Raw genomic sequence first — 25,463 nt, forward strand, 5'->3', positions numbered from 1 at the left:
CCTACGCCTGCCCCGGCAAGGTCCGATTCCCTCGACGCCGCGTCCTTCCTAGAGTCGCAGCAACCCATCACTGCTCGAGGAGTGCCATGACGTACACCGTGGACGAGTCCATCACCACGACCACCTCGGCCACGACGCTCGACGACGTGCTGTCCGAGCTGGCCGACCGGCGCGACGAGTTCCAGCGCCTCGGCTACGTGCCCCGCGACTTCGTCGACCGTCTCATCGCCATTGGCATCTACCGGTCCGCGACCCCCGAGGCCTTCGGCGGCAGCCCCGAGCGTCCCGCCGACTTCTTGCGCACGATCGAGAAGATCTCGGTCATCGACGCCTCGACGGGATGGGTCGCCAGCTTCGGCTGCCAGCTCGTCTACCTCGGCACCCTGCCGGCGCAGACCCTCGCCGAGCTGTTCGCCGAAGGTCCCGACGTCGTGTTCGCCGGCGCCCTGTTCCCCGTCCAGCACGCCGAGCCGACCGAGACCGGCTTCGTCGTCGACGGTCGCTGGAAGTTCGGCAGCGGCAGCATGGGCGCGGACGTCATCTGCGTCGGCATCCCTGGCGACGACTCCATCGACGGCGAGCCGCGGGGGGCGCTCCTGCGGGCCGCGGACGTCGAGATCGTGCAGGACTGGGACGTCCTCGGCATGAAGGCGTCCGGCTCGTTCGACCTGGTGGTCCACAGTGTCGAGGTTCCCCGCGAGTGGACGTTCATCCGCGGCGGCGAGCCGTCGCTCGACGAGCCGCTCTACTGCTACCCCGCCATCACGTACGCAGCCCAGTCGCTCGCCGTGACGTCGGCGGGTGTGGCCCGAGCCGCGCTCGACCACGCACTGAAGGTCGGAGCCGGGGTCGCCGGCGTGACCGGGGCACCCGAGCTGGCCGACCGCGCGTACTACCGCGCCGGCATCGCTCAGGCCGAGGCTCAGCTGCGGTCGGGCGCGCCTACTTCTTCGAGGCTGCCGAGGAGGCCTGGGACGCTGCCCTGGTCGGCGAGGTCAGCGACGAGCTCAACGCGCACATGCGGCTGTCGACCGCTCGCCTGGCTCGCACGCTGCGTCCTCGTGGGTCGACGTCGTGGTCATGACCTGACGGTACGAGTCCGGGAAGCAGCCCGAAATGGCCACAATGCAGGAGCCCGCTGAAGAAATCCCGTACCCGTCACGCCCGGGCCGGTGGTCTACGCTGGCCGGAATCGCGTCCCAGGGGGTCTGCGCGGCGACTGTCAGCTACGGCCACGGCCGAGAGGCGGTGCTCGACGCGACCATCCGCGTCGTGTCGACGCAGGGTCTGCGCGGCCTGACCTACCGCAGCGTGGCGGCCGAGGCGATGGTCAGCCACGGGTCGGTTCAGTACCACTTCGGCGACTGGTCGACGCTGGTCGAGTCGGCTCTGGCGTACTGCCTCGAGCGCAGCGTGCCAGCGACGGTCCTCGGGGTGCCCGAAGCCGGGCTCGAGGCGTTCGCCGACGGGATCGTCGCTCTGGTCACCGATCAGCCCGACCTGCAGGCCTTCCAGTACGAATTGCAGCTGGAGGCGCGGCGCCCGTCCCGAGCTGCTGCCGGTCGTCGAGCGGATGAACCGCAACTACCGCGCCTTGGTCGCTCGCGAGCTGGCCCGTCACGGCATCACCGACCCCAGGTGGCCGAGATCGTGTTCATGGCCTTGGAGGGGCTGGTGCTGCACCAGTCCGTGTACGGCGACACCCGTCGCACCGAGGGAGCGATCGAGGCGCTGCGCACGCTGCTCACGAGCCTGCGCAACGACGCGTCCTGACGCCCTCGGCCTCAGTGCGAGCAGGTGCACTGCCCCGGCGGGCAGTGGCTGCACCCGGCCCCCGGCACGTCGAGCGCCGGGCTGCGGTCGAAGAAGTTGGCCGGCAGCAGCATGAAGCTCGCGACCTCGTTGGGCATGACGGGCCAGTCCTCCGACCGGGGGATGTGGGTCACGCCAAGCGTGTGCCAGAGCACGACGTCGGTGTCCTCGACCGGCCGGTTCGCGGCCGACCACGAGACCAGTCCGTTGCCCGACTTGTCCATGTTGGGGTGGTCACCCGCGGCATGGATCTCGTCGGGTGAGTACGGCGTGACCCACACGTTCTTGGTTGCGAAGCCCGCGCGCCGGACCATCAGCGAGGGCTCCTGAGCGATGAGCGTGTCCGACGCCCAGCCGGGCAGCAGCTTGTAGCCGACCGGCACGCCCCACTGGTTGGTCTTGTGGGGGTTGACGACGGTCCAGGTACGCGCCGTCTGGGGGTTGGTGAGGCCGTCGCCGTCCAGCTCGTGCTTGATCGGCGTCTTGGTCACCCGGATCGCGTTGCCGTACGGGTTGGTCGGTCCGACCGGCTCGCCGTCGACGTCGGTCTGGTAGACGGTGTTCTGCCACCCGTCGACCTCCATGTCGAGGCGGAAGTTGAACAGGTGCTGGTGCCACGTGGCGGCGAGGTTCTCGGCCACCGGGCTGGCCTGCCCGGGCAGGTCGCCCTCGTAGGCGATGGTCTGCACGATGCCCATGAGCTTGGTGTCGACCTCGATGTGGCCATCCTGGAAGAAGTTCCAGTAGAAGCCGTAGTGGTAGTTGCCGACCGTCGCGATGAAGCTGACGACGAGCTTGCGCGAGCGGCGCACGTCCACCTTGCCGGTTACCCAGTCGGTGTGCTTCCAGAGGATGCCGGCGTCCTCCTCGTGGATGCAGATCGCGTTCTCGATCGTGACCGGGTTGCCGTCGTCGTCGGCCATGACGGCGTCCATGTACGTGATGTCGCCGAGGCAGTCGCAGCCCAGCACGAGCGAGTTCGCCATCCTGCCGAGCCCGTACTCGCCGGCGTCGAAGGCGCTGCGGAAGTAGTGGGGGTCAGCGGGGATGCCGTAGGGCACGATCATCTCGCCGACCGCTGCGCGGTGGATGATCGAGCGGTACTCGTCGCCGTCCTGGTACTCGATGCCGGTCAGCACCAGACCGTCGATGGGGTGCATGCCGATGCGGAAGCGCCACTTCTGCCACGTCAACTGCGGACCGTCGAGCACGAAGCCGGGGCCGTTCGGCTGCGTGATCTCCAGCGGCGCGACATCGGTGCGCATGGGCTGGTTGGCGTCGGCGGTGTAGTTGCCGCACGTCATGGGCATCGGACGCACTCCGGCGTCCTCGACCGCGACGACCTCGCGCTTGACCGTGTCGACCAGCACGATGACGCCCTCGACGATGTGCGCGTAGGCGTTGTCGTCCTCGAAGTGACGGAAGTAGGTGACGCCGGCCCACAGCCGCTGGCCGGTCAGGTCGAGGTCGGCGCGGTTGCCGACACCGAACGGGTCGAGCTGCACGAGCGTCAGGTCGGTGATACCCCGCTTGGCGAGGGCCTCGACGAACCGCGGATCTGCCTTGGCGGCGGTGTCGACGATCTCGATCTCCTCGGCCAGCATCTGCGCGCTGCCCTCGGTGAGCTGTTCGGACGACACGATCGTCTCCTCGTCGAGGTCGACGACGACGTTCCACGTGGCAGCCGACGTGCGGTCCAGCACGATTGCACGGGCCTGACGGCTGACGGCCTCTCCGGCGCGCACCTTGGCCTTGTCGGGCTCGTTGACGAACAGCGAGCCGAAGCCGGGGCGGTCACCGCCGATGCCGTGCTTCCTGACGAGCGCCGCTGCGCGGGAGATTTCGTCGGCCGTGAGGGAGTCGAAGAGTGCGGAGTGCATGCAGATAAACTCCCATGCCACCGTCGGTGCCCTACGCTCAGGTTTCGTTGACCGAACCCCTTGCCTGTTCGGTTCGACGCCCTGCCGGGATCGTGTGCCCATGAGCACATCCGACGTCTTGACCGCCGACACGGTGCTGCGTGGCGGCCCTGTCCTCGATCTGTCCGACTGGAAGCCCGGCGACGAGGTGACCGACGACTGGCTCGCGGGTCGTCCCCGGGCGCTGGCCGTCCGCGACGGCGCGATCGTCGCCCTCGGACCGGAAGCCGAACAGCTGATCGGACCGGAGACTCGCGTCGTCGACCTCGATGGCGACACCGTCATCCCGGGCATCAATGACGGCCATCTGCATTTCACTGGCTACTCGGTCACGACGCACACCTACGTGAAGATGGGCACGGACATCTTCACCGACCTGGCCCAGCTGCCGTCGTTCCTGACGAAGGACCGCATCGACGCGAGCGGGTGGATCCGCGGTCACGGCTGGGACGAGCTGGTGCTGGGGCGCAAGATCACGGCGCGCGACATCGACGACGCGTTGGATGCCAACGGCATCGCCGGCACGCCCGTCGTGCTGTTCGACTGGAGCGGGCACTCGCTGTCGGCGAACTCGGTGGCCCTCGAGCGCGCGGGCATCACCGCGGCGACCCCCGATCCCGCCGGAGGCGTCATCTACCGCGACGCCGACGGGGGTCCCGACGGCTTCCTGACCGATGCCGCGATCTCTCTGATGATCGCGGTGGTCCCTCCCGTCCCCACGGAGCAGCTACTCGACGCCTACCGCAAGGGTCAGGCCGACCTGCACGCCCTCGGCATCACGGCGCTGACCGAGCCGGGTCTCGGTCCGGGGCACCGCGCCCTGCTCGACGGCTCCGGCTCGGTCGAGGCGCTCGACGCCCTCGCCGACCTGGCCGAGGCTGGCGACCTGACGATGCGCGTGTCGGTGCTCGTGCTGCCGAACGGCACGGGCGGCGCCAACGCGGCCGACGTCAGGAAGCACCTCGAGGCCGGGCTCGCCCGCCGCTACGACGACCGCGACCTCGACCCGCGACAGCTGACCATCGCCGGGGTGAAGGTGTTCGCCGACGGCACGCCCCAGAACGGGACGACGTGGCACAAGCAGCCCGTGCACGAGGACAACCCGCCCGAGCACCGCTGCGGGCACATGGTCGTCGTCGGCGACTCCGACCTCGACAAGGTCGAGGAGCTGCGCGAGATCATCCGGACGGTCGACGCCGCCGGTCTGCAGGTCGCGATCCACGCGATCGGCGACCAGACCGTCGAGACCGTCATCGACACGATCGCCGAGATCGCACCGAACAGCCCCCTGCGGCACTACCTCATTCACACGACCGAGCTGTACCCCCACGGCTGGGAGACGCTGGCCGCGAACGGCATCGGAGCCTGCTTCAACCCGGTGATCATGAGCACCTTCGTCCGGTTCCTGCCGGCAGAACGCATCCTCCGCACCGAGCCGATTCGCTCGACCCTGCACGCCGGCGTCCGTCCGGGCATCACGTCCGACGCCCCGGTCGTGCCGCCGGACTGGCGCCCCGCGGTCGTCTACGCCGTCACCCGCGCGCACGTCTGGGAGGGCGAGGTGCCGGCCGAGGACGCCGAGGGCATCACGACCCTCGACGCCCTCGCGCTGCTGACCAGCGGTGCCGCCGTCCGCGACCGGGCCGAGACCTGGCGTGGCACGCTCGCCGTCGGACAGCGTGCCGACCTCGCGGTGTTGCACGGCTCTTGGCCCTCTGACGACGACGTCGCCTCACTGGTCGACCGTCCCATCCGGCTGACGATGGTCGACGGGACGGTCGTCCATTCGGCCTGACGAAGCAGCCGGAACCAGCCGACGCTACGACCGCGAGAGAATCGCGCGAGCGGCGCGCAGGCCGGTCTCGATGGCACCGTCGATGTAGCCGAGCGACGCACCGGAGAAAACGCTCCCGGCAAACATCACAGGTCCCGACAGGTCACCAAGGCCGGGATGCCGTCGGTCGGCTGCCCCGGGCGCAGATTGGCCCACGTCTCGCGCGAGAACTCGTCCGCGGTCCAGTCGTGCCCGGTGACCTCGAGCACCTCTACGCCCGGCAGCCAGTGGCGCAGCGCCCTCTCGACCGCCTCGCGGTCGTCGACCGAGATGGCGGTGTGGTCAGAGCCGAACGCGACGACCAGCGAATCACCGTCGACGCTGAACTCGAACTGTCCGATGTTCAGCGGCGACAGCAACGGCGGCGCAAAACCCAAGAAGGGCCGCACGTCACCCCGGACGCGAGCCCGCACCTTCACGCCGCGCGATGCCTGCCCAGCGGCGACCACGGCACGCTGGGCGTCCGGCAGCGCCGGCGTGAACTCGATGGCGGGCAGAGCGTTGATCGGCACGGTCACGATCACCGCGGCCGCGGTGACGGCGTCGCCGGCGGCGGTCGTCACGGTCACGCCGGTAGCAGATTCCTCGACGGAGACGACCGTCGTGTCGAGACGGACGTCGGCTGTGGTGTCGGCCGCGATGTGGTCGATGAGCACACGAGCGCCGCCGGCGATGCGGTAGGTGGCGGCCGCCTCGAGGTCGAGAGCAGTGTCCCAGGCGCAGAAGGTCGTCATGGCCCGCCAGCTCCTCGCCGGGATCCAGTCGAAGCTGTAACTCCCCCGGCCGCGCGATCGTGCGTCGATCGCGCGGCCGAACCTCCGCTGCGGCGCGTGCGGAGCCGCCTGAGCGGTCCCTGGCAAGAGGGCTTCGGTCCCTTCTCCCGGGATCATCGACCATGCCGTCGGCGGGCGCGGGCGCGGACAATGAGCGGGTGACTGCGCCCACGACCGTCGAGTGCCCGGCTCGCCCGCGCACTGGCACGCCGACGTGGGCGTAGGGCCCGCAGTGACCGGCACGACGACGGCGGACGCGAGCGGCCCAGCGGCCGCGACCGACCGCCAGATGGGGCTGACCCAGTCCACCTCGCTCGTCGTGGGCAGCATCATCGGGGTCGGCATCTTCAGCCTGCCGTACTCGCTGGCGGGGTTCGGTCCCATCAGCCTCGTCGCGATGGGCATCGCGAGCCTGACCGCGATCGCCTTCGCGGTGCTGTTCGCTGCGCTGAGCCGGCGCCTGCCTGCCGACGGCGGACCGTACGCGTACTCGCGCGCCGCGTTCGGCAACGGCATCGGGTTCGCGAACGCGTGGTCGTACTGGATCGACGCCTGTGCCGGCAATGCCGCCATCGCCGTGGGATGGGTCTACTACGTCGAGCACTTCGTCAACCCGGGAGGTGCCACCGGCGTCAGCATGCTCATAGCCCTCACCTGCCTGTGGCTGCCGGCGGTGGTCAACCTGTTCGGGATCCGCTCCGTGGGCGAGTTCCAGGTCGTCACCGTGGTGCTCAAGTTCATCCCTCTGCTCTTCATGGCCACGGTCGGCCTGTTCTTCATCAGCAGCCGGAACTTCTCCGTCTGGAACACCAGCGGCGACTCCAGCCTGTCCGCGATCGGCGGAGCGATGGCCATCTGCCTGTTCACGTATCTCGGCGTCGAGACCGCCGCGGTCGCGGCCGCGAAGGTGCGCAACCCCCGACGCAACATCCCTCGCGCCACGGTGCTGGGGACGCTGGCGAGCGCCGTCGTCTACATGCTGTCGCTCACCGCGGTCTTCGGCATCCTCCCGGCAGCCGCCCTCGCGCTGGACGAGAACAGGGACTCCTACGCGGCGGCGACGAACAGCATCCTCGGGGGATCCTGGTCCGGCGACCTCGTCGCGGTGGCGGTGATCATCTCCGGCCTCGGGGCCAGCAACGGATGGACGATGATCTGCGCCGAGATGCCACGCGCCGCCGCCGAGGACGGCCTGTTCCCGGGTGCGTTCACCCGCACCAACCGGCGCGGGGCTCCCGTGGTCGGCATCGTCTGCTCGACCCTCTTCGCCTCGGTCGCCGTCGTCATCAGCTTCTGGGGCACGGACGGCTCCACCGTCTTCACGACCCTGGTCCTGATGACGGGCATCACCGCGGCCATCCCGTTCGGCTTCTCCGCGCTGGCGCAGATCGTCTGGCGCGTCCGGGATCGTCGGGCCGGCTTCACCCCGCACTTCCTGCGCGACGTCGTGGTCGCGGTCGTGTCGCTCGCGGCGTCGATCGCGTTCATCTACTACTCCCGCAACACCGGCGACTCGTGGTACGTCGTGTGGGGGCCGTTCCTCATGGCCGGTGCCGCGCTCCTGATCGGCGTGCCGGTCTACCTGGCCGAACGCGGGCGCATGCGGCCTCCGGAGCCCGTCGAGTACGACCCGAGCCGGCTCTGACGGTCCGCTCAGCCGTCGAAGTGGTGGCCGTCGGCGACGCCGTACGTCCAGCGGAACCCGTTGCGCTTCATGATCCTCGGCACCAGGTGGGAGCTCTTGGTCCAGGCATAGGTACCGGCCGCCCGCGTGCGCCACCACGAGTTGGGGACCCAGCCGTCCGTCCCGGACCGGTACGGGTTCTCGAACGGGTTGATGTCGATCGCCCGGCCGTACGCGTGCGGGGACCGCACGCCGGGACGGCCGACGACGTTGCGGCAGTTGAACGCGCTGGTGTTGTCCGCGGCCATGGACGAGTAGTCGTTCGCGCCGCGCACCCGGGAGGAGTAGCCGAACCGGTCCACGCGGTACATCGCCCGGATGGACACCTTGTTCTTGTACAGGTCGGTGAACAGCCGGGCCGTCTTGGCGGCGATCGCCTTGTGCACCACGATCTCGCCGCGGTGGCGGTAGCCGTCGAAGCCCCAGTAGTTGACCTTCACGACCCGCAACGAGCCGCGGCCCACCGGGCATCCGGACCGCCACGACCGGCCCTTCATGGACTTCCAGGTCTTGGCGCTGATCTTCGAGGTCTTCGCATTCGCGCCCGACCCGGAGGCACGGGACTGCGCGGGGAGCGCCTTCGGCTTCGGCGAGCCGGACCGGCGCTTGATGACCTTGCCAGGCGGCACGTTCTTCAGCCGCGCCTTGCCCGAGGTCGCCCCGGAGTGCCAGCTCGACGACGGGACGACCGCGCGGAACGAGTACGTCCTGCGCGGGCGGACGGACGTCTTCGCGACACCGGCGGAGCTCGTGCGGGCCTTCCTGAGCGTGCGCCACTTGCCGTCCTTGTAGTACTGGAACGAGACTTGGAGGCCGGGCACCTTCTCGAGCTCGGTGCGCACGGAGGCCGAGAGGTGGGCGGTCTTCTCGTCCACGACCTTCGACGGCGCGGTGAGCTTGACCGTGGCCGTCTGCCTGGTCGCGGTCACCGTACGCGGGGCCGACGCGGACTCCTCGTACCCGTCCACCCCCAGGTAGCGGGCCCGCACGACCGTCCTGGCGGACATGATGACGACGCTGGTGGTGGCGACACCCGCCCCGGTGACGGTCACGTCGGCGACCTTGGCCCAGGTGCTGCCGGACTGGCGCTCGAACCGGACCACGCCGGTGGCACCGGGCTGCCCGGCTCCGGCCACGGTCGCGGTCAGCGTGATCGGGCGGTGCAGCTTCGTCGCGGACGGCGCGGTCAAGGCCGTGGTGGTCGGGGCGGCGATGCCCTCGTTGCGGGTGCGCTGCGCCTCGCTGACGGACTCCGTGTGCGTGTCGTCGCCGTCGAACCGGGCGTAGTAGTCCGAGGACGGACGCGTGCGGTCGGCCGGTGCGGTCAGCGTGGCGACGCCGTCGGCACCGGTGGTCGCCGTGGCCACCGAGGCGTCCGCGACGTCGTCGTCCGGCAGCCCGCGGAACAGCGTGACGGTAGCGCCGGGGACGCCCGCGGACGGATCGGTCAGGGCGGCGCGCGCAGTCACGTCGGCACCGGAGGGGGTGCTCGCGGGGACCGTCAGCGCCAAGTTGGTCGCCTCGCCACCGGTCGGGGCACCGACGGCGGACGGCATCACGGACAGGGTGAGGGCGGCGGTCACCAGGCCGGCCGAGACACTCGTGGCGATCTTCACGGGGCTGGTCCTCTCGGCGTGCGCGGCGTGGTCTGGACGGCGCACTCCCGTTCCGTACCGGGCACTGGCCCCCCGATGAAAGTACCTCCGTGGTTCCTTGCCGTACACCCTGCACGACCCCGGCAGCGTGGTCGCTGCCGGGGTCGTGGGGAATGCGGTGCTACTTCGTGCGGGCCGCCTTGTCGATGAACGTGGCGACCGTGTGCGGTCCCTCGACCATCGCGAGGTGGTCGTTGCCGGTCCTCTTGACGGTGCCGTGGGCCCGCTTGGCCATCGCGAGCTGCTGGGCCGGGGGCAGGACCTTGTCGTGCGAGCCGATCAGGAAGAAGCTCTTGATCTTCTTCCATGCCGGCGTCCCCGACGTGTCCTTGAGCGCGCTCAGCGCGAGCGGCTGCTGCGCCGCGGCGAGCACGTCCGCCTTCGCGTTCGAGATCCTCGCGGCGAAGACCTTCCGGAACAGCTCGGGCTTGACGTACGTGTCGACGTCACCCTTGCCCTTCGGGTACTGGACGAAGTTGAACACCGTCTCCGGGTGCGGGTTGGCGAGCAGCGAGCCGGGCTTCTCGCCGGTCAGGTTGTAGGTGGACTCCCCCTTGGCCGGCGCGTAGCCGTTCACGTAGACCAGCGCCTTGACGCGCGGGGTCTTGGTCGCGGCGTTCGTGATGACGCTGCCGCCGTAGGAGTGGCCGACCAGCACGACCGATCCCTTGGTGTTCTGGTTGACGAACGCCGCGACGTTGGCGGCGTCCGTCTTCAGGTCACGCAGCGGGTTCGGTGCGTTCATGACCTTGTAGCCGTGCTTCTGCAGGAGCTTCGTCACGGGCGCGAAGCTCGACCCGTCGGCCCAGGCACCGTGCACGAGCACCACGGTGGGCTTGGCCGAGGTCGACTTCGATGCGGGCGCTGACGGCGCCGCCGAGGCGGCCGGCACCGCGACGCCGAGGGCGACTGCGGAGACCGCAGCCAGGCCGACGAGCTTGCGCTTCGTGAAGCGGGGGGTGATGGGCATGGTGTTTCCTTTCGTGGCGACGGTGCGCCGGTTGGGTGATGCGGTGGTGGGAGGGACTAGCGGGCCAGGAACGTGAGCAGCGCGGCGTTGAACTGCTCGGCGTGGGACACGTTGATGCCGTGCGGGCCGCCCTCGATGACGACGAGCTCGCTGCCGGGGATCGACTCGGCGGAGCGTCGACCACTGACCTGGAACGGGACGACCTGGTCGGCGTCGCCGTGGATGACGAGGGTCGGCAGCGTGAACTTCTCCTGGTCGGGCCGGAAGTCGGTGGCGCTGCGCCTCGCTGACCGCCAGCCCCTCGGACGTCGAGGCGCGACTCGCAGCGGGGCTCGACCAGGAGGCTCACCGTCGGGGCGCTCGCGCACATCCTGCCTCCGTACGGTCGTCGGACTAAGTCTGGTTTTGCTACTTAGTTCAGTGACTGTACTTACTGCAATGGCAGGTGAGAACAGGACCTTGTGCTCGGAAAAGTCCCGAGAACGGAAGAAATCGATAGCATGAAGCATGAGCAAGGACTTTTCGACGTGGCCGTGCTCGCTGGCGCGCTCGGTCGAGGTGTTCGGCGACTCCTGGACGGTCCTGATCGCGCGGGACGCGTTGCAGGGACTCACCCGCTTCGACCAGTTCCAGCGGTCGTTGGGCATCGCCCGCAACACGCTGTCGGACCGACTGAGCAAGCTCGTGGAGGCCGGCTTCTTCGAGAAGCGGTTCTACCAGGACAACCCGCCGCGGTACGAGTACGTCCTGACCGCCATGGGCCGGGACTTCCTGCCGGTGCTGGCCGCCCTGCTGGCCTGGGGCGACACGTGGCTCGACGGGGGCGCGGGAGCGCCGGTCAGCCTGCACCACCAGACGGACCACCACCGCGTGGTCCCCACCGTGATCTGCGCCGAGTGCGGGCAGCCGATCGTCCACGAGGACCTGCAGTACTGCGTGGGGCCGGGTTACCCCGAGGACGACGACGGTCCCCGTGGCACCCGCACGCGGCTGGCCGGCACTCCCGGGGGCCCGGGGGGACGACCCTCAGCGGCGTCCGGCACGCAAGCGATCGCCTAGCCCCAGCGGGACGTCAGCGAGCCGCGCGCAGGAACTCCTCCAGCAAGGGACCGGCGGTCGCCGAACCGGACGCGCCGTCCCCGACGAACACCGCGACCGCCAGGTTGCCGTGCGTGCCGATCATCCAGGCATGGGTCCGCGGCGGGACGTCGTCGCCGTACTCGGCCGTCCCGGTCTTGGCGCCGACCGGCGAGCCCGGCACGTCCAGGAGGAACCGTCCGCTGCCGTCCGTGACGACCGCGCGCATCATGTCCGCGAGGCTGATCGCCTCCTGGGCGTTGAGCGGATTCGCCGGCGTCGGCGCGTCCTTCGGCTCCAGGTCGGGCAGCAGCACGGGCGTGACGAGCCGGCGGTCCTGCACCGACGCAGCCACGACGGCCATGACCAGCGGGGACGCCTCGATGCGCCCTTGGCCGATCATCGACGCGGCCCGTTCGGTGCCCTTCGCCGTGGTGGGTACCGACCCGAGGAACGCCGGCACGCCGAGGTCGACGTCGCGGCCGAGCCCCAGCGCGTACGCCGCGTCGGCGAGCCGGGCCTGCGGTGCCTTCTTCCTCGTCGCGATCATCGCGGTGTTGCACGAGTTCGCGATCGCGGTGGTCAGCGAGACGTTGCCCAGCGCGGAGGACGGGTAGTCCGAGTAGTTCTTGAACGTCCGCCCGTCGACCGTCACGGTGGGGCTGCAGCGCACCTTCGTCTCCGGCGTCACCCCTGACCGCAGGAACGTCAACGCGGTCACGATCTTGAACGTCGATCCGGGGGCGTACCGGCCGGAGGTCGCCGTGTCGTTGCCGTCACTGCCCGGGCCGCTGGCGACGGCCAGCAGCTCACCGGTCGACGGCCGGATCGCGACGATCGCGCTGGCCGGGTCGACGTCGCCCAGGATGTCGTCCGCCGCGGCCTGCAGCTTCGGGTCGAGCGTCGTGCGGACGGCCTTGCCGGCCTGGGGCTCGCGGGCGAAGAGCTCGCGAGCCTCGGCGCCCTCCTCGTCCGTGATCGCGGTGACCTCGATGCCGGGCGTGCCGCGGAGCCGGGTGTCGTACCGCTTCTGCAGGCCGGACAGGCCCACCTGGTCGCCGGCCTTCAGCGCCCCCTTGGACTCCTTGATGGTCTCCGCGGTCGCCTCGCCGACCGTGCCCAGCAGGGGCTGACCGAACGCCCGGGTGGGTGCCAACGGCAGCTCGGCGTCGATGCCGACCGCCCCGGGGATGGCCTCGAGGTCCTGGCCGCTGGGCAGACCCGCGCCCTTCCTGAGGACCAGTCCCTCGACGAATGCCTGCGGGCCCGCCGCCTCGACCCTCTTGCGGAACGTGCCGGTGTCGATGTCGAGGAGCTTCGCCAGCGCGACGGCCGACGTGCCGGCCTTCTTCGCGTCCACCCGCGTCTTGTCGATGCCGACGCGGACCACCGGCCTCGCGGTCACGAGCGGTTCATCCTCCGCGCCCAGGATGTCGCCTCGCTCGGCCGCGACGGTGCGCGCGACGAGTCGTTCGCCCTTGGTGACCGGAGCCACGAGCGAGGGCTTCCAGTCGACCTCCCACCGGTCGTTCCCCTCGACGAGCGACGCCTTCGTCTCGTACGACCAGGTGGCCCCGTTGATCGACCGCCGCGTCGACAGCGTCACGGTCGCGGCGCCGTCCTTCTCGGCCACGTCCTTGACCGTGACCTTCTGGGTGCTCGTGCCGAGGCCCTCGACGATGCGGTCCAGCTCGGTCTGGTGGTCCGGGCCGCTCCCCGTCGTCGCCACCTTGGCCACGTTCCCCGAGGTCAGCGCCGCTGCCAGGTCGTCGGCGGCGTCCCCGGCGTCGGGGCCGTTGTCGCTGCACGCGGTCAGCACTGCGAGCGCGACCACGAGCCCGGTGGTCGATGCGACGAGCCGGGCACGGCGGGGCGGGAGCATGCCGAGAAGTAGAACAACTCGGCGCAGGGCCGTCAACCGCGCCCCGGCCCACTCGCCGACGAGTCACGCACGGACGCTCACGAGTCACGTACGGACGCTGACGAGTCACGTACGTGAACGCTTGGCCTCCGTGCGTGACTCCTCGCCGTCCGTGCGCGACTCCTCGCCGTCCGTGCGCGACTCCTCGGCGTCCGTGCGTGACTCCTCGGCGTCCGTGCGCGACTCGTCAGGGGGTGCCGAAGGCGCCGTCGGTGGCCTTGGCCAGGGCCTTCGAGAGCTGGCGCTCGGCGCTCACGACGAACGTCTTCGTCAGGTGGCTGCCAGCGCGGTAGACCAGCACGTTCCCGATCACGGCCGGACAGACCCGTTGCCCCGGGCAGTAGGTCGGCGCCATGTCGATGACCTCGACACCCGGCGTCGCCTCCGCCGCGGCGCGTTGCATGGGCGCAGACGACTCGGCGAGCGGACCCGCGAGCTCGTAGGCGCACCGCGTCAGGTCGTCGGCGTGGTCCTCGACGCACTGGTACGTCGGGTGCGAGGTCGGCATCGGGTTGTCGAGCAGGACGACGACCTGGATGCCGGCTGCCTCGAGCTTCTCCCAGTAGCGATGGAGGCCGCGGATCATCGCGCCCTTGCTGCGCTTGCCGTCGACCACGGCCTTGTCGTGCACCTGCGAGGTCACCACGACGTCCGGCTTGATCTCGAGGACGTCCGCCAGGGTGGCTCGGCCCCACTCACGGCAGTCGGTGAACGGCTTGCCGCCGCTCGTCATGTCGGCGTCCGTGAACGCGCATGCGCTCTTCGTGCTGCTGAGCACCCGCCAGCCCTCACGGCGGCCGAGGTCGGCGAAGGCTGTCTGCCACTGACCGATCTTGGAGTCGCCCACCAGCATCACGGTCCGCTCGGCCTTCGGGTCTCCGTCGGCGCACACGTTCGGCTCGGAGTCGCCCGCTACGACCTGGCACCCCTCGGCGTAGAGGGCAGGTCGATCCGCCTTCGCGTCACGCGGGAGCGGCCTGACCGAGTCGATCGACCCGACCTCGCTCCAGTCGACGTCTGCGTTGGCGGGATCGAGCAGGGCTGCCGCGCCCGGGCTCTCGTCGGCGGACGCCCGTGCCAGGCGTCCGTCGGACGACGGGGATGACGACGTCCTGCTCACTGTGACGACTCCCGCCACCGCGACGACCAGCACGACGAGGACGAGGGGGAGCAGACGTCTTCGTGCGAGCACGCAGCCTCCTTCGAGCTGGGGACCTGGACACCTGCCACCGTAGCGAGTGCGCGCGCCCGGTCCTCGTCACGCGGCATCAACGGCCCGGCCCCCTCGGACCCCGTGAGAACCTTGGAGCATGTCCGACCAGCCTGCCGAGTCCCCGGCACCCCGGCGCGGTCGCCCGGGGTACGACCAGGAGACCGTGCTGCGTCGTGCGATCGAGGTGTTCAACCGGCAGGGCTACGACGGCACGAGCATGGGTGACCTCGCGAAGGAGCTGGGGCTCACCAAGTCGGCGATCTACCACCACGTCCCGAGCAAGGAGCACCTGCTCTCCGCGGCGCTCGACGAGGCGCTGGACGGTCTCACGACCGCGGTCGACAGCGCCGCGGCTGCCGCACCCGGCACCAGTGCGTACGCCCGTCTGCGCACCGTGGTCCAGGAGTCGGTCGAGATCCTGGTGCAGCACCTGCCCGCGGTCACGCTGCTGCTGCGCGTGCACGGCAACAGCGAGGTCGAGCTCGCCGCCCTGAAGCGCCGGCGCGCGATCGACGAAAAGCTCTCGGCCCTGGTGCAGGCCGCGGTGGACGAGGGCGCCCTGCGCGCCGACATACCGCCGGACCTGATCAGCCGACTGCTCTTCGGCATGGTGAACTCGCTCGTCGAGTGGTACCGCCCCGGCGGCCCGGTCGACGCCGACGTGCTCGCGGCGTCCATCGCCACCCTGGCCTTCGACGGCCTCGCGCTGCACCAGCCCTGACGACGTCGGAGGCGGTCAGTCGCCGATCCGGCGGTCCAGCGAACGGCTGCGGCCGCGGAACTCCGCGATCATCGCCGAGCCCTCCCCCGCGGCGCGGTTGACGGTGACGTCGTAGATGCCGTTGCGGCCGCGCGTGCTGCGCTCCGCGGCCGTCGCGACCAGCGTGTCCCCTCGGCGCGCCGACTCCAGGAACACGATGTCGAAGCCCGCGGCCACCGTGACCTGCCCGTGGGAGTTGCAGGCGAGCGCGAACGCGGAGTCGGCGAGGCTCGCGATGAACCCGCCGTGGCAGACCTCCCAGCCGTTGATCATGTCGGGACGCACGACCATCGAGACCTGGGCCGTCCCCGGGCCGACCTGCACGATCTCCATCCCCAGGGAGCGGCTCGCGGCGTCGCCGGCCCACATCGTCTCCGCGCTGGTCCGGGCGGTGTCCCAAGCGGTCATGTCTCTCCTGTGGGTCGTCAGGCGTCGAAGTCGACGGTCAGCTGGTCGCTCACCGGGAAGGTCTGGCACGTCAGCACGAAGCCCTGGTCGACCTCGGCCTGCTCGAGCGCGTAGTTGCGGCGCATGTCCGCCTCGCCGTCACAGAGCCTGGCCCGGCACGTGCCGCACACGCCGCCCTTGCAGGCGAACGGCAGGTCGTTGCGGGTACGAGAAGCGCCGTCGAGGATGCTCTCGCCGCGCGGCATCGCGGCCGTGGCCGAACGCCCGTCGAGGACGATCGTGACGTCGCTGGTGTCGCCCGTGACGACGGCCTCGGCGCGGTGCAGCTCCGGCGGCGGCTCGTCGACGTAGAAGAGCTCGAAGTGCACCCGGCGAGCAGGGACCCCGAGCTCCTCGAGCACGGATCGGGAGTCGGCGATCATCGCGAACGGACCGCACAGCCACACGTGGTCGACGGCGTCGACCGGCACGAGCAGCGACAGCAGCCGCCGCAGCCGATCGGTCTCGAGGCGTCCCGAGAACAGCTCGACGTCCCGGGGCTCGCGGGACAGGACGTGCACCAGGTCCAGCCGCGGGCCGTAGCGATTCTTCAGGTCGGCGAGCTCCTCGGCGAACATCACCGACCCGCTGGTCCGGTTGCCGTACAGCAGCGTCACCCGGGCGTCCGGATGCGTCAGCACGGTGGACGCGATCGACAGCATGGGCGTGATGCCCGACCCGGCTGCGATGCACAGGTGCCGGCCGCCCTCGGCGGGGTCGGCGCGGAAGCTGCCCGTCGGGGTCTGGACGTCGATGACGTCCCCCGGGCGCACCTCGTGCACCAGCCAGGACGAGAACAGCCCGTCGGGGATCGTGCGGACGCCGATGCGCGGGCGTGCCCCGGCCGGGGCGCAGATCGAGTACGACCGGCGGTGCTCCCGCCCGTCGATCGTGCGGCGCAGCGTGAGCGACTGCCCGGCGTGGAAGTCGAACGCGTCCCGCAGCCCGGCCGGCACGTCGAACGTCACGGCGGCCGCGTCGTCGGTGAGCCGCTCGACGGCGGCGACGGTCAGCGGGTGGAACGCGGCACGGGCCGGGGCGACGCGGCGGGCAGCGGTCTCGTCGAGGGTCATCTCAGATCTCCTTGACATGCTCGAAGGGCTCGAGGCACGAGACGCACCGGTACAGCGCCTTGCACGCGGTCGGCCCGAACTCCGAGGTCAGCTCGACGTCGTCGGCGCCGCAGCGCGGACAGGTCAGCATCCGCCTGACCGGCAGCAACGACAGCGGGACCGGGCCGGAACGAGTGGGAGCAGGCCCGGGGGCGGACAGCCCGTGCTCGGCCAGTGCCTGGCGCCCGCGGTCGGAGATCCAGTCGCTCGACCAGGCAGGGGTGAGGCTGACCCGCACCTCGACGTCGTCGAATCCCGCGTCCCGCAGTCGGTGCACGAGGTCGTCGCGCATCGTCGCCACGGCGGGGCAGCCGGAGTACGTCGGGGTGATCGTGACGACGACGCGCCCGTCCTGGGCCTGGACGTCGCGCAGCACACCGAGGTCGACCAGGGTCAGCATCGGCATCTCCGGGTCGGTCACCGTCGCGGCGACGTCGCGGGCGCGGTCGACGCGCGTGAGCGTCGCGGCCGTCACCAGCTGCCCCTCGGGTGGGCGCGCGCCACCACCTGCATCTCCGCGAGCAGGTGGCTGAGTGCCTCGGTGTGCAGTCCGTGGCGTCCGGTCCGGCCGCGGACGCCGGCCAGCGGTGGGACGGTCGGGCGCTCGACCCCGCTCGCCGAGAACACCTGCTCGAGCAGCACGTCGACCTCGGCGGCCACGTCGCCGGGCGCCACCCCCACCCCCGCGTCGGCGACCCGGCGCTCGACGTCGTGGGTGACGAAGAGCTCGCCGTGCAGTGACCAGATCCCGGTCAGCCCCTCGACGACGCGACGCCGCGACTCGTCCGTCCCGCGCGCCAAGGTCAGGAACCAGCGCGCCGCGTAGTCGCGGTGGTAGGTCATCTCCTTGACCCCCTTGGCGGCGACGGCCGCGAGGACGTGGTCGCGGCTCGAGGCGAGACGCTCGAGCAGGGCGAGGCGCCAGGTCGAGAAGACGAGGAGCCGCGCCATCGTGCGACCGAAGTCGCCGTTGTCGCCCTCCACGAGGCGGACGTTGAGGAACTCGCGGTCGTCCCGGAAGAACGCCAGCGCGTCCTCGGGCGGCACGGGCGAGCCCTCGGGCAGGGCCGGGACCACCGACGGATCGGCGGCCGCGGCGCGCGCGAGCACCAGCCGCGACTGCCCCAGGAGGTCGAGCGCGATGTTCGCCAGGGCGATGTCCTCCTCCAGGTCGGGGGCCCTGCTGCACCACTCGGTGAGGCGGTGGGACATCACCAGCGCGTCGTCGGCCAGCATGAGGCAGTACGTCGCGAGGTCACGACCGTCGACGCCGCCGGGCAGGCTCGTGTCGACGCCCGCGAGCGGGTCCTCGAAGTCGGTCCCGAACGCCCACTGCGAGTCGTCGCCGCCGAGCAGCCCGTCGTAGGCGTTCTCGTGGTCCACTTCTTCGGCCATGAGGAGCTCCTGACTCACATGTGCGGGACGTTGTCGGGGATGTCGTAGAACGTGGGGTGGCGGTAGACCTTGTCCCCGCTCGGCGCGAACAGCGGATCCTTCTCGTCGGGGCTCGACGCGGTGATCGCGGTCGAGCGGACGACCCAGATGCTCACGCCCTCGTTGCGTCGGGTGTAGACGTCACGGGCGTGCCGGACCGCCATGTCGTCGTCGGCCGCGTGCAGCGATCCCACGTGGACGTGGTTGAGACCCCGCTTGCCCCGGACGAACACCTCGTAGAGCGGCCACTCGGCCTGCACGCCGGTCATCGGACCGCCGCCTGCACGTCGTCCGAGCGCCGGGCGAACGCCGTCGCGGCCTCCCGCACCCACGCGCCGTCCTCCCACGCACGACGGCGGTGCTCGACGCGCTGGGCGTTGCACGGGCCGTTGCCGCTGATGACGTCCTTGAACTCGTCCCAGTCGGGGCTGCCGAAGTCGTGCGCCTGCCGTTCCTCGTTCCAGCAGAGCTCGGGGTCGGGCAAGGTGACGCCCAGGGCCTCGGCCTGCGGGACGGTCATGTCGACCATCCGCTGGCGCAGGTCGTCGTTGGTGTTGCGCTTGATGCCCCAGGCCATCGACTGCGCGGTGTTGGGCGAGTCGTCGTCAGGCGGTCCGAACATCATCAGGGCGGGCCACCAGAACCGGTTCACCGACTCCTGCACCATCGCGCGCTGCTCGTCGGTGCCGCGCATCATGGTCGCCAGCAGCTCGTACCCCTGGCGCTGGTGGAACGACTCCTCCTTGCAGACCCGGATCATCGCGCGTCCGTACGGCCCGTACGACGTCCGGCACAGCGGCACCTGGTTGCAGATCGCAGCACCGTCGACGAGCCAGCCGATCGTGCCGACGTCGGCGTACGTCAGCGTGGGGTAGTTGAAGATCGAGGAGTACTTCTGCCGGCCGCTGATGAGCATCTCGGTGAGCTCGTCGCGGGAGACACCGAGGGTCTCGCACGCGGAGTACAGGTAGAGCCCGTGACCGGCCTCGTCCTGCACCTTCGCGAGCAGGATCGCCTTGCGCCGCAGGGACGGCGCCCGGGTGAGCCAGTTGCCCTCGGGCTGCATGCCGATGATCTCCGAGTGCGCGTGCTGCGCGACCTGCCGTACGACCGTCTTGCGGTAGCCGTCGGGCATCCAGTCACGCGGCTCGATGCGGTCGTGGTGGCCGATCGTCGCCTCGAACTGCGCCAGGAGCTCCTGCTCGTCGCGCTCGGGTGCCACCGTCATGACGCCTCCAGAAATCTCGTTCCAGGCATTTACTGACCGAACGGTCTGTAATAGTCTTGCACGCGACATCAGGTCCGCGCAACGAAAGGTCGCCACCGATGAGCGCACTCCTCGAGAGCTATGCCGCCGGCTCGTGGTTCCACGCCGAGGACGAGGGCAGGCCGCTGCTCGACGCGGTCACCGGCGAGGAGGTCGCCCGCATCTCCTCCTCGGGACTCGACCTCGCCGCGATGGTCGACCACGCGCGGACGGTTGGGGGACCGGCCGTCCGCGAGCTCACGTTCCACCAGCGGGCGGCGATCCTGAAGTCCGTCGCCAAGCTCCTCGGCTCCGACAAGGACGAGCTGTACGCACTGTCGGCCCGCACCGGCGCGACGCCCCGCGACTCGCAGGTCGACGTCGACGGCGGCATCGGCACCCTCTTCAGCTACGCCGGCAAGGGCACCCGCGAGCTGCCGAACGACACGATCGTCCTCGACGGCGACACCGAGCAGCTGGGCCGCACCGGCGTGTTCCTCGGCGAGCACCTCTACACCTCACGTCCGGGTGTCGCGGTGCAGATCAACGCCTTCAACTTCCCGGTCTGGGGCATGCTCGAGAAGCTGGCCCCCGCGTTCCTCGCCGGGCTCCCGACCATCGTCAAGCCCGCGAGCCAGGGCGCCTGGCTCACCGAGGCCGTCGTGCGCCGCATCATCGAGGCCGAGCTGATGCCCGAGGGCTCGCTGCAACTGCTGTGCGGCAGCCACGAGGGCCTGCTCGACCAGCTGGGGCCCCAGGACTCCGTGGCGTTCACCGGGTCCGCGGCGACCGGCGCGCTGCTGCGTCAGCACGCCGCCGTCGTCCACGGCGGCGTCCAGCTCGGGGTGGAGGCCGACTCGCTCAACTGCTCGATCCTCGGCCCCGACGTCACGACCGAGGACCCCGAGTTCGACCTCTTCGTCAAGGGCGTCGTCACCGAGATGACCGTCAAGGCCGGCCAGAAGTGCACCGCGATCCGCCGGGCGATCGTGCCGGCCGCGCTGGCCGACGACGTCGTCGCAGCGATCAGCGGGCGGCTCGCGAAGATCACGGTCGGCAACCCCTCCACCGAAGGCGTACGCATGGGGCCCTCGCGAGCCTCACCCAGCGCGACGACGTCCGCAAGGCGATCTCCACCCTGCGCAGCTCGGCGGAGATCGTGTTCGGCGACCCCGACCAGGTCGACGTGCTCGACGCCGATCCCGAGCGCGGGGCCTTCATCTCGCCGGTGCTGCTGCGCGCCACCGAGGGCGCGTCCGAGCCGCACGAGGTCGAGGCCTTCGGGCCCGTGAGCACCGTCCTCACGTACGACACGCTCGACGACGCCATCGCGCTCGCGGCGCGGGGACGCGGCAGCCTGGTCGGCTCGCTCGTCACCCACGACCCGCAGGTCGCCCGCCGGGTGACGCTGGGACTCGCACCGTGGCACGGGCGCCTGCTGGTCCTCGACCGTGACGACGCACCCGAGTCCACCGGCCACGGCTCCCCGTTGCCCGTGCTCGTGCACGGCGGCCCCGGCCGGGCCGGCGGTGGCGAGGAGCTCGGTGGCATCCGCGGGGTGCTGCACCACATGCAGCGCACGGCCGTCCAGGCCTCCCCCGACATGCTCACCGCGATCACCGGGCAGTGGACGAAGGGATCGGCCCAGCTCGTCGACGAGGTCCACCCGTTCCGCAAGAGCCTGGCCGAGCTGCGGATCGGCGACACCATCCGGTCCGCGCCGCGGACCGTGACGCTCGACGACATCGGTCGCTTCGCCGAGCTCACCGGTGACACGTTCTACGCGCACACGGACCCCGACGCCGCGGCCGCCAACCCGTTGTTCGGTGGCATCGTCGCCCACGGCTACCTCGTCGTGTCGATCGCCGCGGGCCTGTTCGTCGACCCCGCCCCGGGCCCGGTGCTGGCGAACTTCGGCGTCGACGACCTGCGCTTCCTGACCCCCGTCAAGGCCGACGACACGATCGACGTCGTCCTGACCGTCAAGCAGATCACGCCTCGCAACAGCGCCGACTACGGCGAGGTCCGGTGGGACGCCGTGGTGTCCAACGCCGAGGGCGAGCCGGTCGCGACCTACGACGTCCTCACCCTCGTCGCCAAGACCCTCGACCACCAGGAAGGCTGACCATGCACCGCATCACCATCGAGTACGGCGCGCCCGGCGATCCCGAGAAGTTCGAGCAGCACTACGCCGAGGTCCACGTGCCTCTGGCCGCGGCGCTGCCGGGACTGCGCCGCTTCACGACCTCGCACCCGCGGGGGCTCGGCACCGACGCCCCGTACTTCGTCGCCGAGCTCTGGTTCGACGACGCGGACGCGCTCAAGGCAGCGCTCAAGTCCCCGGAGATGGCCACGACGGCGGCGGACGCGCAGACCTTCGACGTGGCCTCGACGACGATGTTCAGCGGCGAGGTCGTCGAGACGTCGCTGCCATGACGTCCGCGCACGCCGGCGCGCAGGCCGGGCTGGACGACATCGAGACGGCTCCGGTCGAGCAGATCCGCGAGCTCCAGCTCGAGCGGCTGCAGTGGTCGGTCCGACACGCGTACGACCACGTCGGCCACTACCGGGACGCCCTGGACTCGGCCGGCGTGCGCCCGGACGACATCCGGTCGCTCGACGACCTCGCGCTGCTCCCCTTCACGACCAAGGACGACCTGCGCCGGAACTACCCGTTCGGGATGTTCGCGGTCCCGCAGGCCGACGTCTCGCGGGTGCACGCGTCGTCGGGGACGACCGGCCAGCCCACCGTCGTGGGCTACACCGCGGACGACCTCGCGACGTGGTCGCAGGTCATGGCGCGCAGCATCTACGCGGCCGGCGGCAGGCCGGGCGACATCCTGCACAACGCCTACGGGTACGGCTTGTTCACCGGCGGTCTCGGCGCCCACGCCGGGGCAGAACGCCTCGGCTGCACCGTCGTGCCGGTGTCCGGGGGGATGACCGAGCGCCAGGTCCGGCTCATCAACGACTTCCGGCCGCGGGTCATCATGGTCACCCCGTCGTACATGCTCGCCCTCGTCGACGAGATGGAGCGTCAGGGCATCGACCCGCGCTCGACGTCCCTGGAGATCGGCATCTTCGGCGCCGAGCCGTGGACCAACGAGATGCGACGCGAGGTCGAGGAACGGCTCGCGATCCGGGCGGTCGACGTCTACGGCCTCTCGGAGGTCATCGGTCCCGGGGTCGCGCAGGAGTGCGTCGAGACCCAGGACGGGCTGCACGTCTGGGAGGACCACTTCTACCCCGAGATCGTCGACCCCTTCACCGATCAGGTGCTGCCGGACGGCGAGAAGGGCGAGCTGGTCCTGACGTCGCTGACCAAGCAGGCGATGCCGGTGCTGCGGTACCGCACCCGCGACCTCACCCGGCTCCTGCCGGGAACCGCGCGCACCATGCGGCGGATCGAGAAGATCACCGGGCGCAGCGACGACATGATCATCCTGCGCGGCGTCAATCTCTTCCCCACGCAGATCGAGGAGCTCGTGCTCGAGTCCACCGAGCTGTCGCCCCACTTCCAGTGCGTGCGCACGAGGTCCGGGCGCACCGACGCCCTCACGGTGAGGGTCGAGCACCGCACCGGGGTACTGATCGGCAGCGCCCTCGTCGCCGGCCAGCGGCTCGCCGAGCGGGTCAAGGCGACGATCGGCGTGACGATCGAGGTCGACGTCGTCCCGCCCGAGAGCATCGAGCGGTCCGTGGGCAAGATGCGGCGGATCGTCGACCTGCGCGACCGCTGAGTCGGTCAACGACCCGTGAACGCCGGCTTCTGCTTCGCCAGGAACGCCTGCACGGCTCCCGCGTGATCGGCCGAGAGGCCGAGGCGCGCCTGGGCCTGCGACTCGGCGGCCAGCGCCTCGGGCAGGGACAGGTCGCCCGCGCGGGCCAGGAGCCGCTTGGACTCGGCGTACGCCGCGGTGGGTCCCGCGGCGAACCTGCGGACGAGGGCCAGGGCGCTCGGCAGGACGTCGTCCGGCTCGCAGACCTGGCCGGCCACGCCCCAGCGGACCGCGTCCTCGGGGCTGAAGGGCCGACCCAGCAGCACGAGCTCGCGGGCCCGGGACTCCCCGACAGCCCGCACGAGCGTGGAGGACAGGCCCGAGTCGCAGGTCAGCCCGATCGCGCTGAACGCGGTGCCCAGCGTCGCGGCGGACGAGAAGACCCGCAGGTCGCAGGCCAGGGCGAAGCCGAGGCCGGCGCCCACGCACGTGCCGTTGACGGCCGCGACGACCGGCTTGGGCATCGTCGCCAACGCCGACACGATCGGCGAGTAGTGCTCGTCGACGGTGCTGAACGCGGTGGACGGATCCGTCGCGAGCGCCTCGGCGTGCTCTCCCAGGTCCTGCCCCACGCAGAACGACGACCCGGCCCCGGTCAGCAGGACCGCACGCACGTCGGCGTCCTCGCGCACCGAGACCAGCGCCTCGCGCAGGGCGACCTTGGTCGCGGTGTCCAGCGCGTTGTGCCGGTCGGGCCGGTTGATCGTCACGACCGCGGCGGCTCCGTCACGCTCGACCGTCACGGGCTCCGCCGCCGAGGTCATGCTGCCGGCCGATCGAGCCGGGACTGCGCCAGGTCGTGAGCCGCGCGGTCGGGACTCAGGCGGGCCGTCCGGGCCCGTTCGAACACCTCGGACAGCGTGGCGGCGATGCCGTCGACATGGCTCGCCACCTCGGCGGGGGACCAGCCCAGCACCTCGCGCCCGACCAGGTGGATCGCGCCGCCCCCGTTGGCGATGAAGTCCGGCGCGTAGACGACGCCCCGACGGGCCAGCTCCTCCCCCGCGGCCGGGTCGACCAGCACGTTGTTCGCGGCGCCCGCCACGACCGACGTGCGGATCCGGCGGGCGACGTCCACGTCGATGACACCGCCCATCGCGCACGGCGCGTACACGTCGGACTCCACGTCCAGCACCTCCTCCGGCCGCACGATGGCGGCACCCAGGTCGCGGGCCCGCCGGCACCGGTCCTCGTCCAGATCGGCCGCGACGACATCGGCGCCGTCCTTGGTGGCCAGCTCCAGCACGTCCATGCCGACCGCGCCGAGCCCCTGGACCAGCACCCGACGCCCGGCCAGGTCGTTCATCCCGGCCTCTGCCGCGGCGGTCCGCATCGCGACGTAGACCCCCTGTGCGGTCGACGGTGCGCTGGACCCGGGGCCGCCCGCGTCCACCGAGCGTCCGAACGCGAAGCCCGACCGCCCGTGCAGCAGGTCCATGTCGGCCGACGTCGTGCCGACGTCGGGCCCGGTCCAGTACGTCCCGTTGAGCGCGGAGAGGTTCTCGGCGTGAACCTGCAGGATGCGCTGCCACAGGTCGTCGTCGATCTCGTGGCGCGGGGCGGGGAGGGCGATGACCGACTTGCCGCCGCCCATCGGCAGGTCGGCGGCGGCCATCTTGAGCGTCATGGCGCTCGCGAGGCGGGTCGCGTCCGCCACGGCGTCCTCGTGCGACGCGTAGTGCATCGCGCGGGTGCCGCCGGCCGCCGGCCCCCGCCGGCGCGAGTGGACCGCGACGGTGAAGAACGCCCCGGTCTCGCGGTCGTACCGGCTGGAGCACAACGCTCCGTCCCACCCGGTGAGGACGTTCTCGATCATGATGACTCCCC

23 protein-coding genes and 2 pseudogenes are annotated in these 25,463 nt (G+C 70.9%); 10 read left to right on the forward strand and 15 right to left on the reverse strand.

Going from position 1 to position 25,463, the window contains the following annotated elements; all coding sequences use genetic code 11:
- Window positions 1-86 precede the first annotated feature (86 nt).
- Window positions 87-1,142, forward strand: coding sequence for an acyl-CoA dehydrogenase family protein (locus C3E78_RS16725; protein ID WP_108580366.1), 1,056 nt, complete (start codon window positions 87-89; stop codon window positions 1,140-1,142).
- Window positions 1,117-1,773: a TetR/AcrR family transcriptional regulator gene (locus tag C3E78_RS16730; protein WP_199906854.1), complete on the forward strand. Its 657-nt coding sequence runs from the start codon at window positions 1,117-1,119 to the stop codon at window positions 1,771-1,773. The genes C3E78_RS16725 and C3E78_RS16730 overlap by 26 nt, the downstream gene beginning before the upstream one ends.
- An 11-nt stretch (window positions 1,774-1,784) precedes the next feature.
- Here C3E78_RS16730 and C3E78_RS16735 read toward each other — a convergent pair whose 3' ends face one another.
- Complete coding sequence (locus tag C3E78_RS16735) at window positions 1,785-3,692, reverse strand: primary-amine oxidase (RefSeq protein WP_159085930.1); 1,908 nt, start codon at window positions 3,690-3,692, stop codon at window positions 1,785-1,787.
- A gap of 100 nt (window positions 3,693-3,792) precedes the next feature.
- Between C3E78_RS16735 and C3E78_RS16740 the strand changes: the two genes are divergently transcribed.
- Window positions 3,793-5,526: an amidohydrolase gene (locus C3E78_RS16740; RefSeq protein ID WP_159085931.1), complete on the forward strand. Its 1,734-nt coding sequence runs from the start codon at window positions 3,793-3,795 to the stop codon at window positions 5,524-5,526.
- A 24-nt stretch (window positions 5,527-5,550) separates the two neighbouring features.
- On the opposite strand, the pseudogene C3E78_RS18805 reads toward C3E78_RS16740, so the two are convergent.
- Window positions 5,551-6,683: pseudogene (locus C3E78_RS18805) on the reverse strand (flavin monoamine oxidase family protein).
- On the opposite strand from C3E78_RS18805, the gene C3E78_RS16755 reads away from it, so the two are divergent.
- Window positions 6,571-7,983: an APC family permease gene (locus C3E78_RS16755; protein ID WP_199906856.1), complete on the forward strand. Its 1,413-nt coding sequence runs from the start codon at window positions 6,571-6,573 to the stop codon at window positions 7,981-7,983. The pseudogene C3E78_RS18805 and the gene C3E78_RS16755 sit on opposite strands and share 113 nt — an antisense overlap.
- 8 nt (window positions 7,984-7,991) lie before the next feature.
- Here C3E78_RS16755 and C3E78_RS16760 read toward each other — a convergent pair whose 3' ends face one another.
- From C3E78_RS16760 to C3E78_RS16770, 3 genes are all read right to left on the reverse strand, one after another.
- The gene (locus tag C3E78_RS16760; protein ID WP_108580374.1) at window positions 7,992-9,638 is read right to left on the reverse strand and encodes a M15 family metallopeptidase; all 1,647 of its coding nucleotides are present in this window, start codon (window positions 9,636-9,638) and stop codon (window positions 7,992-7,994) included.
- Window positions 9,639-9,798: 160 nt separating this feature from the next.
- Window positions 9,799-10,647: an alpha/beta fold hydrolase gene (locus tag C3E78_RS16765; RefSeq protein ID WP_108580376.1), complete on the reverse strand. Its 849-nt coding sequence runs from the start codon at window positions 10,645-10,647 to the stop codon at window positions 9,799-9,801.
- 56 nt (window positions 10,648-10,703) lie between these two features.
- On the reverse strand, window positions 10,704-11,015 hold the full coding sequence (locus C3E78_RS16770; protein WP_199906859.1) for an alpha/beta fold hydrolase: 312 nt from the start codon (window positions 11,013-11,015) through the stop codon (window positions 10,704-10,706).
- A 139-nt stretch (window positions 11,016-11,154) separates the two neighbouring features.
- Between C3E78_RS16770 and C3E78_RS16775 the strand changes: the two genes are divergently transcribed.
- On the forward strand, window positions 11,155-11,706 hold the full coding sequence (locus C3E78_RS16775) for a winged helix-turn-helix transcriptional regulator (protein WP_108580380.1): 552 nt from the start codon (window positions 11,155-11,157) through the stop codon (window positions 11,704-11,706).
- 13 nt (window positions 11,707-11,719) lie between these two features.
- Here C3E78_RS16775 and C3E78_RS16780 read toward each other — a convergent pair whose 3' ends face one another.
- The gene (locus tag C3E78_RS16780) at window positions 11,720-13,606 is read right to left on the reverse strand and encodes a penicillin-binding transpeptidase domain-containing protein (protein ID WP_108580382.1); all 1,887 of its coding nucleotides are present in this window, start codon (window positions 13,604-13,606) and stop codon (window positions 11,720-11,722) included.
- A 226-nt stretch (window positions 13,607-13,832) separates the two neighbouring features.
- Window positions 13,833-14,837, reverse strand: a complete 1,005-nt coding sequence (locus C3E78_RS16785) for an SGNH hydrolase domain-containing protein (protein ID WP_108580384.1) — start codon at window positions 14,835-14,837, stop codon at window positions 13,833-13,835.
- 118 nt (window positions 14,838-14,955) lie between these two features.
- Here C3E78_RS16785 and C3E78_RS16790 point away from each other — a divergent pair, with 118 nt between their 5' ends.
- Window positions 14,956-15,579, forward strand: coding sequence for a TetR/AcrR family transcriptional regulator (locus C3E78_RS16790; protein WP_108580386.1), 624 nt, complete (start codon window positions 14,956-14,958; stop codon window positions 15,577-15,579).
- Window positions 15,580-15,594: 15 nt separating this feature from the next.
- On the opposite strand, the gene paaI is transcribed toward C3E78_RS16790, so the two are convergent.
- Genes paaI through paaA form a run of 6 tightly spaced genes read right to left on the reverse strand, consistent with a single transcriptional unit; the run spans window position 15,595 to window position 19,839 of the window.
- Complete coding sequence (gene paaI, locus C3E78_RS16795) at window positions 15,595-16,026, reverse strand: hydroxyphenylacetyl-CoA thioesterase PaaI (RefSeq protein WP_108580388.1); 432 nt, start codon at window positions 16,024-16,026, stop codon at window positions 15,595-15,597.
- Between the two features lie 17 nt (window positions 16,027-16,043).
- Complete coding sequence (gene paaE / locus C3E78_RS16800) at window positions 16,044-17,138, reverse strand: 1,2-phenylacetyl-CoA epoxidase subunit PaaE (protein ID WP_108580390.1); 1,095 nt, start codon at window positions 17,136-17,138, stop codon at window positions 16,044-16,046.
- A 1-nt stretch (window position 17,139) separates the two neighbouring features.
- Window positions 17,140-17,652 (reverse strand): 1,2-phenylacetyl-CoA epoxidase subunit PaaD, encoded by a 513-nt coding sequence (gene paaD / locus C3E78_RS16805; protein WP_235833824.1) that lies wholly within the window; start codon window positions 17,650-17,652, stop codon window positions 17,140-17,142.
- On the reverse strand, window positions 17,649-18,572 hold the full coding sequence (paaC, locus tag C3E78_RS16810) for a 1,2-phenylacetyl-CoA epoxidase subunit PaaC (protein WP_108580392.1): 924 nt from the start codon (window positions 18,570-18,572) through the stop codon (window positions 17,649-17,651). Before paaC ends, paaD begins: the two co-directional genes overlap by 4 nt.
- 14 nt (window positions 18,573-18,586) lie before the next feature.
- Window positions 18,587-18,880 carry a 1,2-phenylacetyl-CoA epoxidase subunit PaaB gene (paaB, locus tag C3E78_RS16815; RefSeq protein ID WP_108580394.1) on the reverse strand — a complete coding sequence of 98 codons (294 nt, stop codon included), beginning with the start codon at window positions 18,878-18,880 and terminating at the stop codon, window positions 18,587-18,589.
- A complete protein-coding gene (gene paaA, locus C3E78_RS16820) occupies window positions 18,877-19,839 on the reverse strand; it encodes a 1,2-phenylacetyl-CoA epoxidase subunit PaaA (protein WP_108580396.1) in 963 nt (320 codons plus the stop codon). The genes paaB and paaA overlap by 4 nt, the downstream gene beginning before the upstream one ends.
- Window positions 19,840-19,937: 98 nt before the next feature.
- Between paaA and C3E78_RS18670 the strand changes: the two are divergent.
- The 4 genes and pseudogenes from C3E78_RS18670 to paaK form a co-directional block, all read left to right on the forward strand.
- Window positions 19,938-21,205: pseudogene (locus C3E78_RS18670) on the forward strand (3,4-dehydroadipyl-CoA semialdehyde dehydrogenase); the annotation flags it as partial.
- Window positions 21,206-21,460: 255 nt separating this feature from the next.
- The gene (locus tag C3E78_RS18675) at window positions 21,461-21,982 is read left to right on the forward strand and encodes a MaoC/PaaZ C-terminal domain-containing protein (RefSeq protein ID WP_243834213.1); all 522 of its coding nucleotides are present in this window, start codon (window positions 21,461-21,463) and stop codon (window positions 21,980-21,982) included.
- Window positions 21,983-21,984: 2 nt separating this feature from the next.
- On the forward strand, window positions 21,985-22,293 hold the full coding sequence (locus C3E78_RS16830) for an EthD family reductase (RefSeq protein ID WP_108580398.1): 309 nt from the start codon (window positions 21,985-21,987) through the stop codon (window positions 22,291-22,293).
- The gene (gene paaK, locus C3E78_RS16835) at window positions 22,290-23,597 is read left to right on the forward strand and encodes a phenylacetate--CoA ligase PaaK (protein ID WP_108580399.1); all 1,308 of its coding nucleotides are present in this window, start codon (window positions 22,290-22,292) and stop codon (window positions 23,595-23,597) included. Before C3E78_RS16830 ends, paaK begins: the two co-directional genes overlap by 4 nt.
- A 5-nt stretch (window positions 23,598-23,602) precedes the next feature.
- On the opposite strand, the gene C3E78_RS16840 is transcribed toward paaK, so the two are convergent.
- Window positions 23,603-24,400, reverse strand: a complete 798-nt coding sequence (locus C3E78_RS16840) for an enoyl-CoA hydratase/isomerase family protein (RefSeq protein ID WP_108580400.1) — start codon at window positions 24,398-24,400, stop codon at window positions 23,603-23,605.
- A complete protein-coding gene (locus C3E78_RS16845) occupies window positions 24,397-25,452 on the reverse strand; it encodes a Glu/Leu/Phe/Val dehydrogenase family protein (RefSeq protein ID WP_108580402.1) in 1,056 nt (351 codons plus the stop codon). The genes C3E78_RS16840 and C3E78_RS16845 overlap by 4 nt, the downstream gene beginning before the upstream one ends.
- Window positions 25,453-25,463 lie beyond the last annotated feature (11 nt).

This window comes from Aeromicrobium chenweiae (assembly GCF_003065605.1).
Classification (GTDB): domain Bacteria; phylum Actinomycetota; class Actinomycetes; order Propionibacteriales; family Nocardioidaceae; genus Aeromicrobium; species Aeromicrobium chenweiae.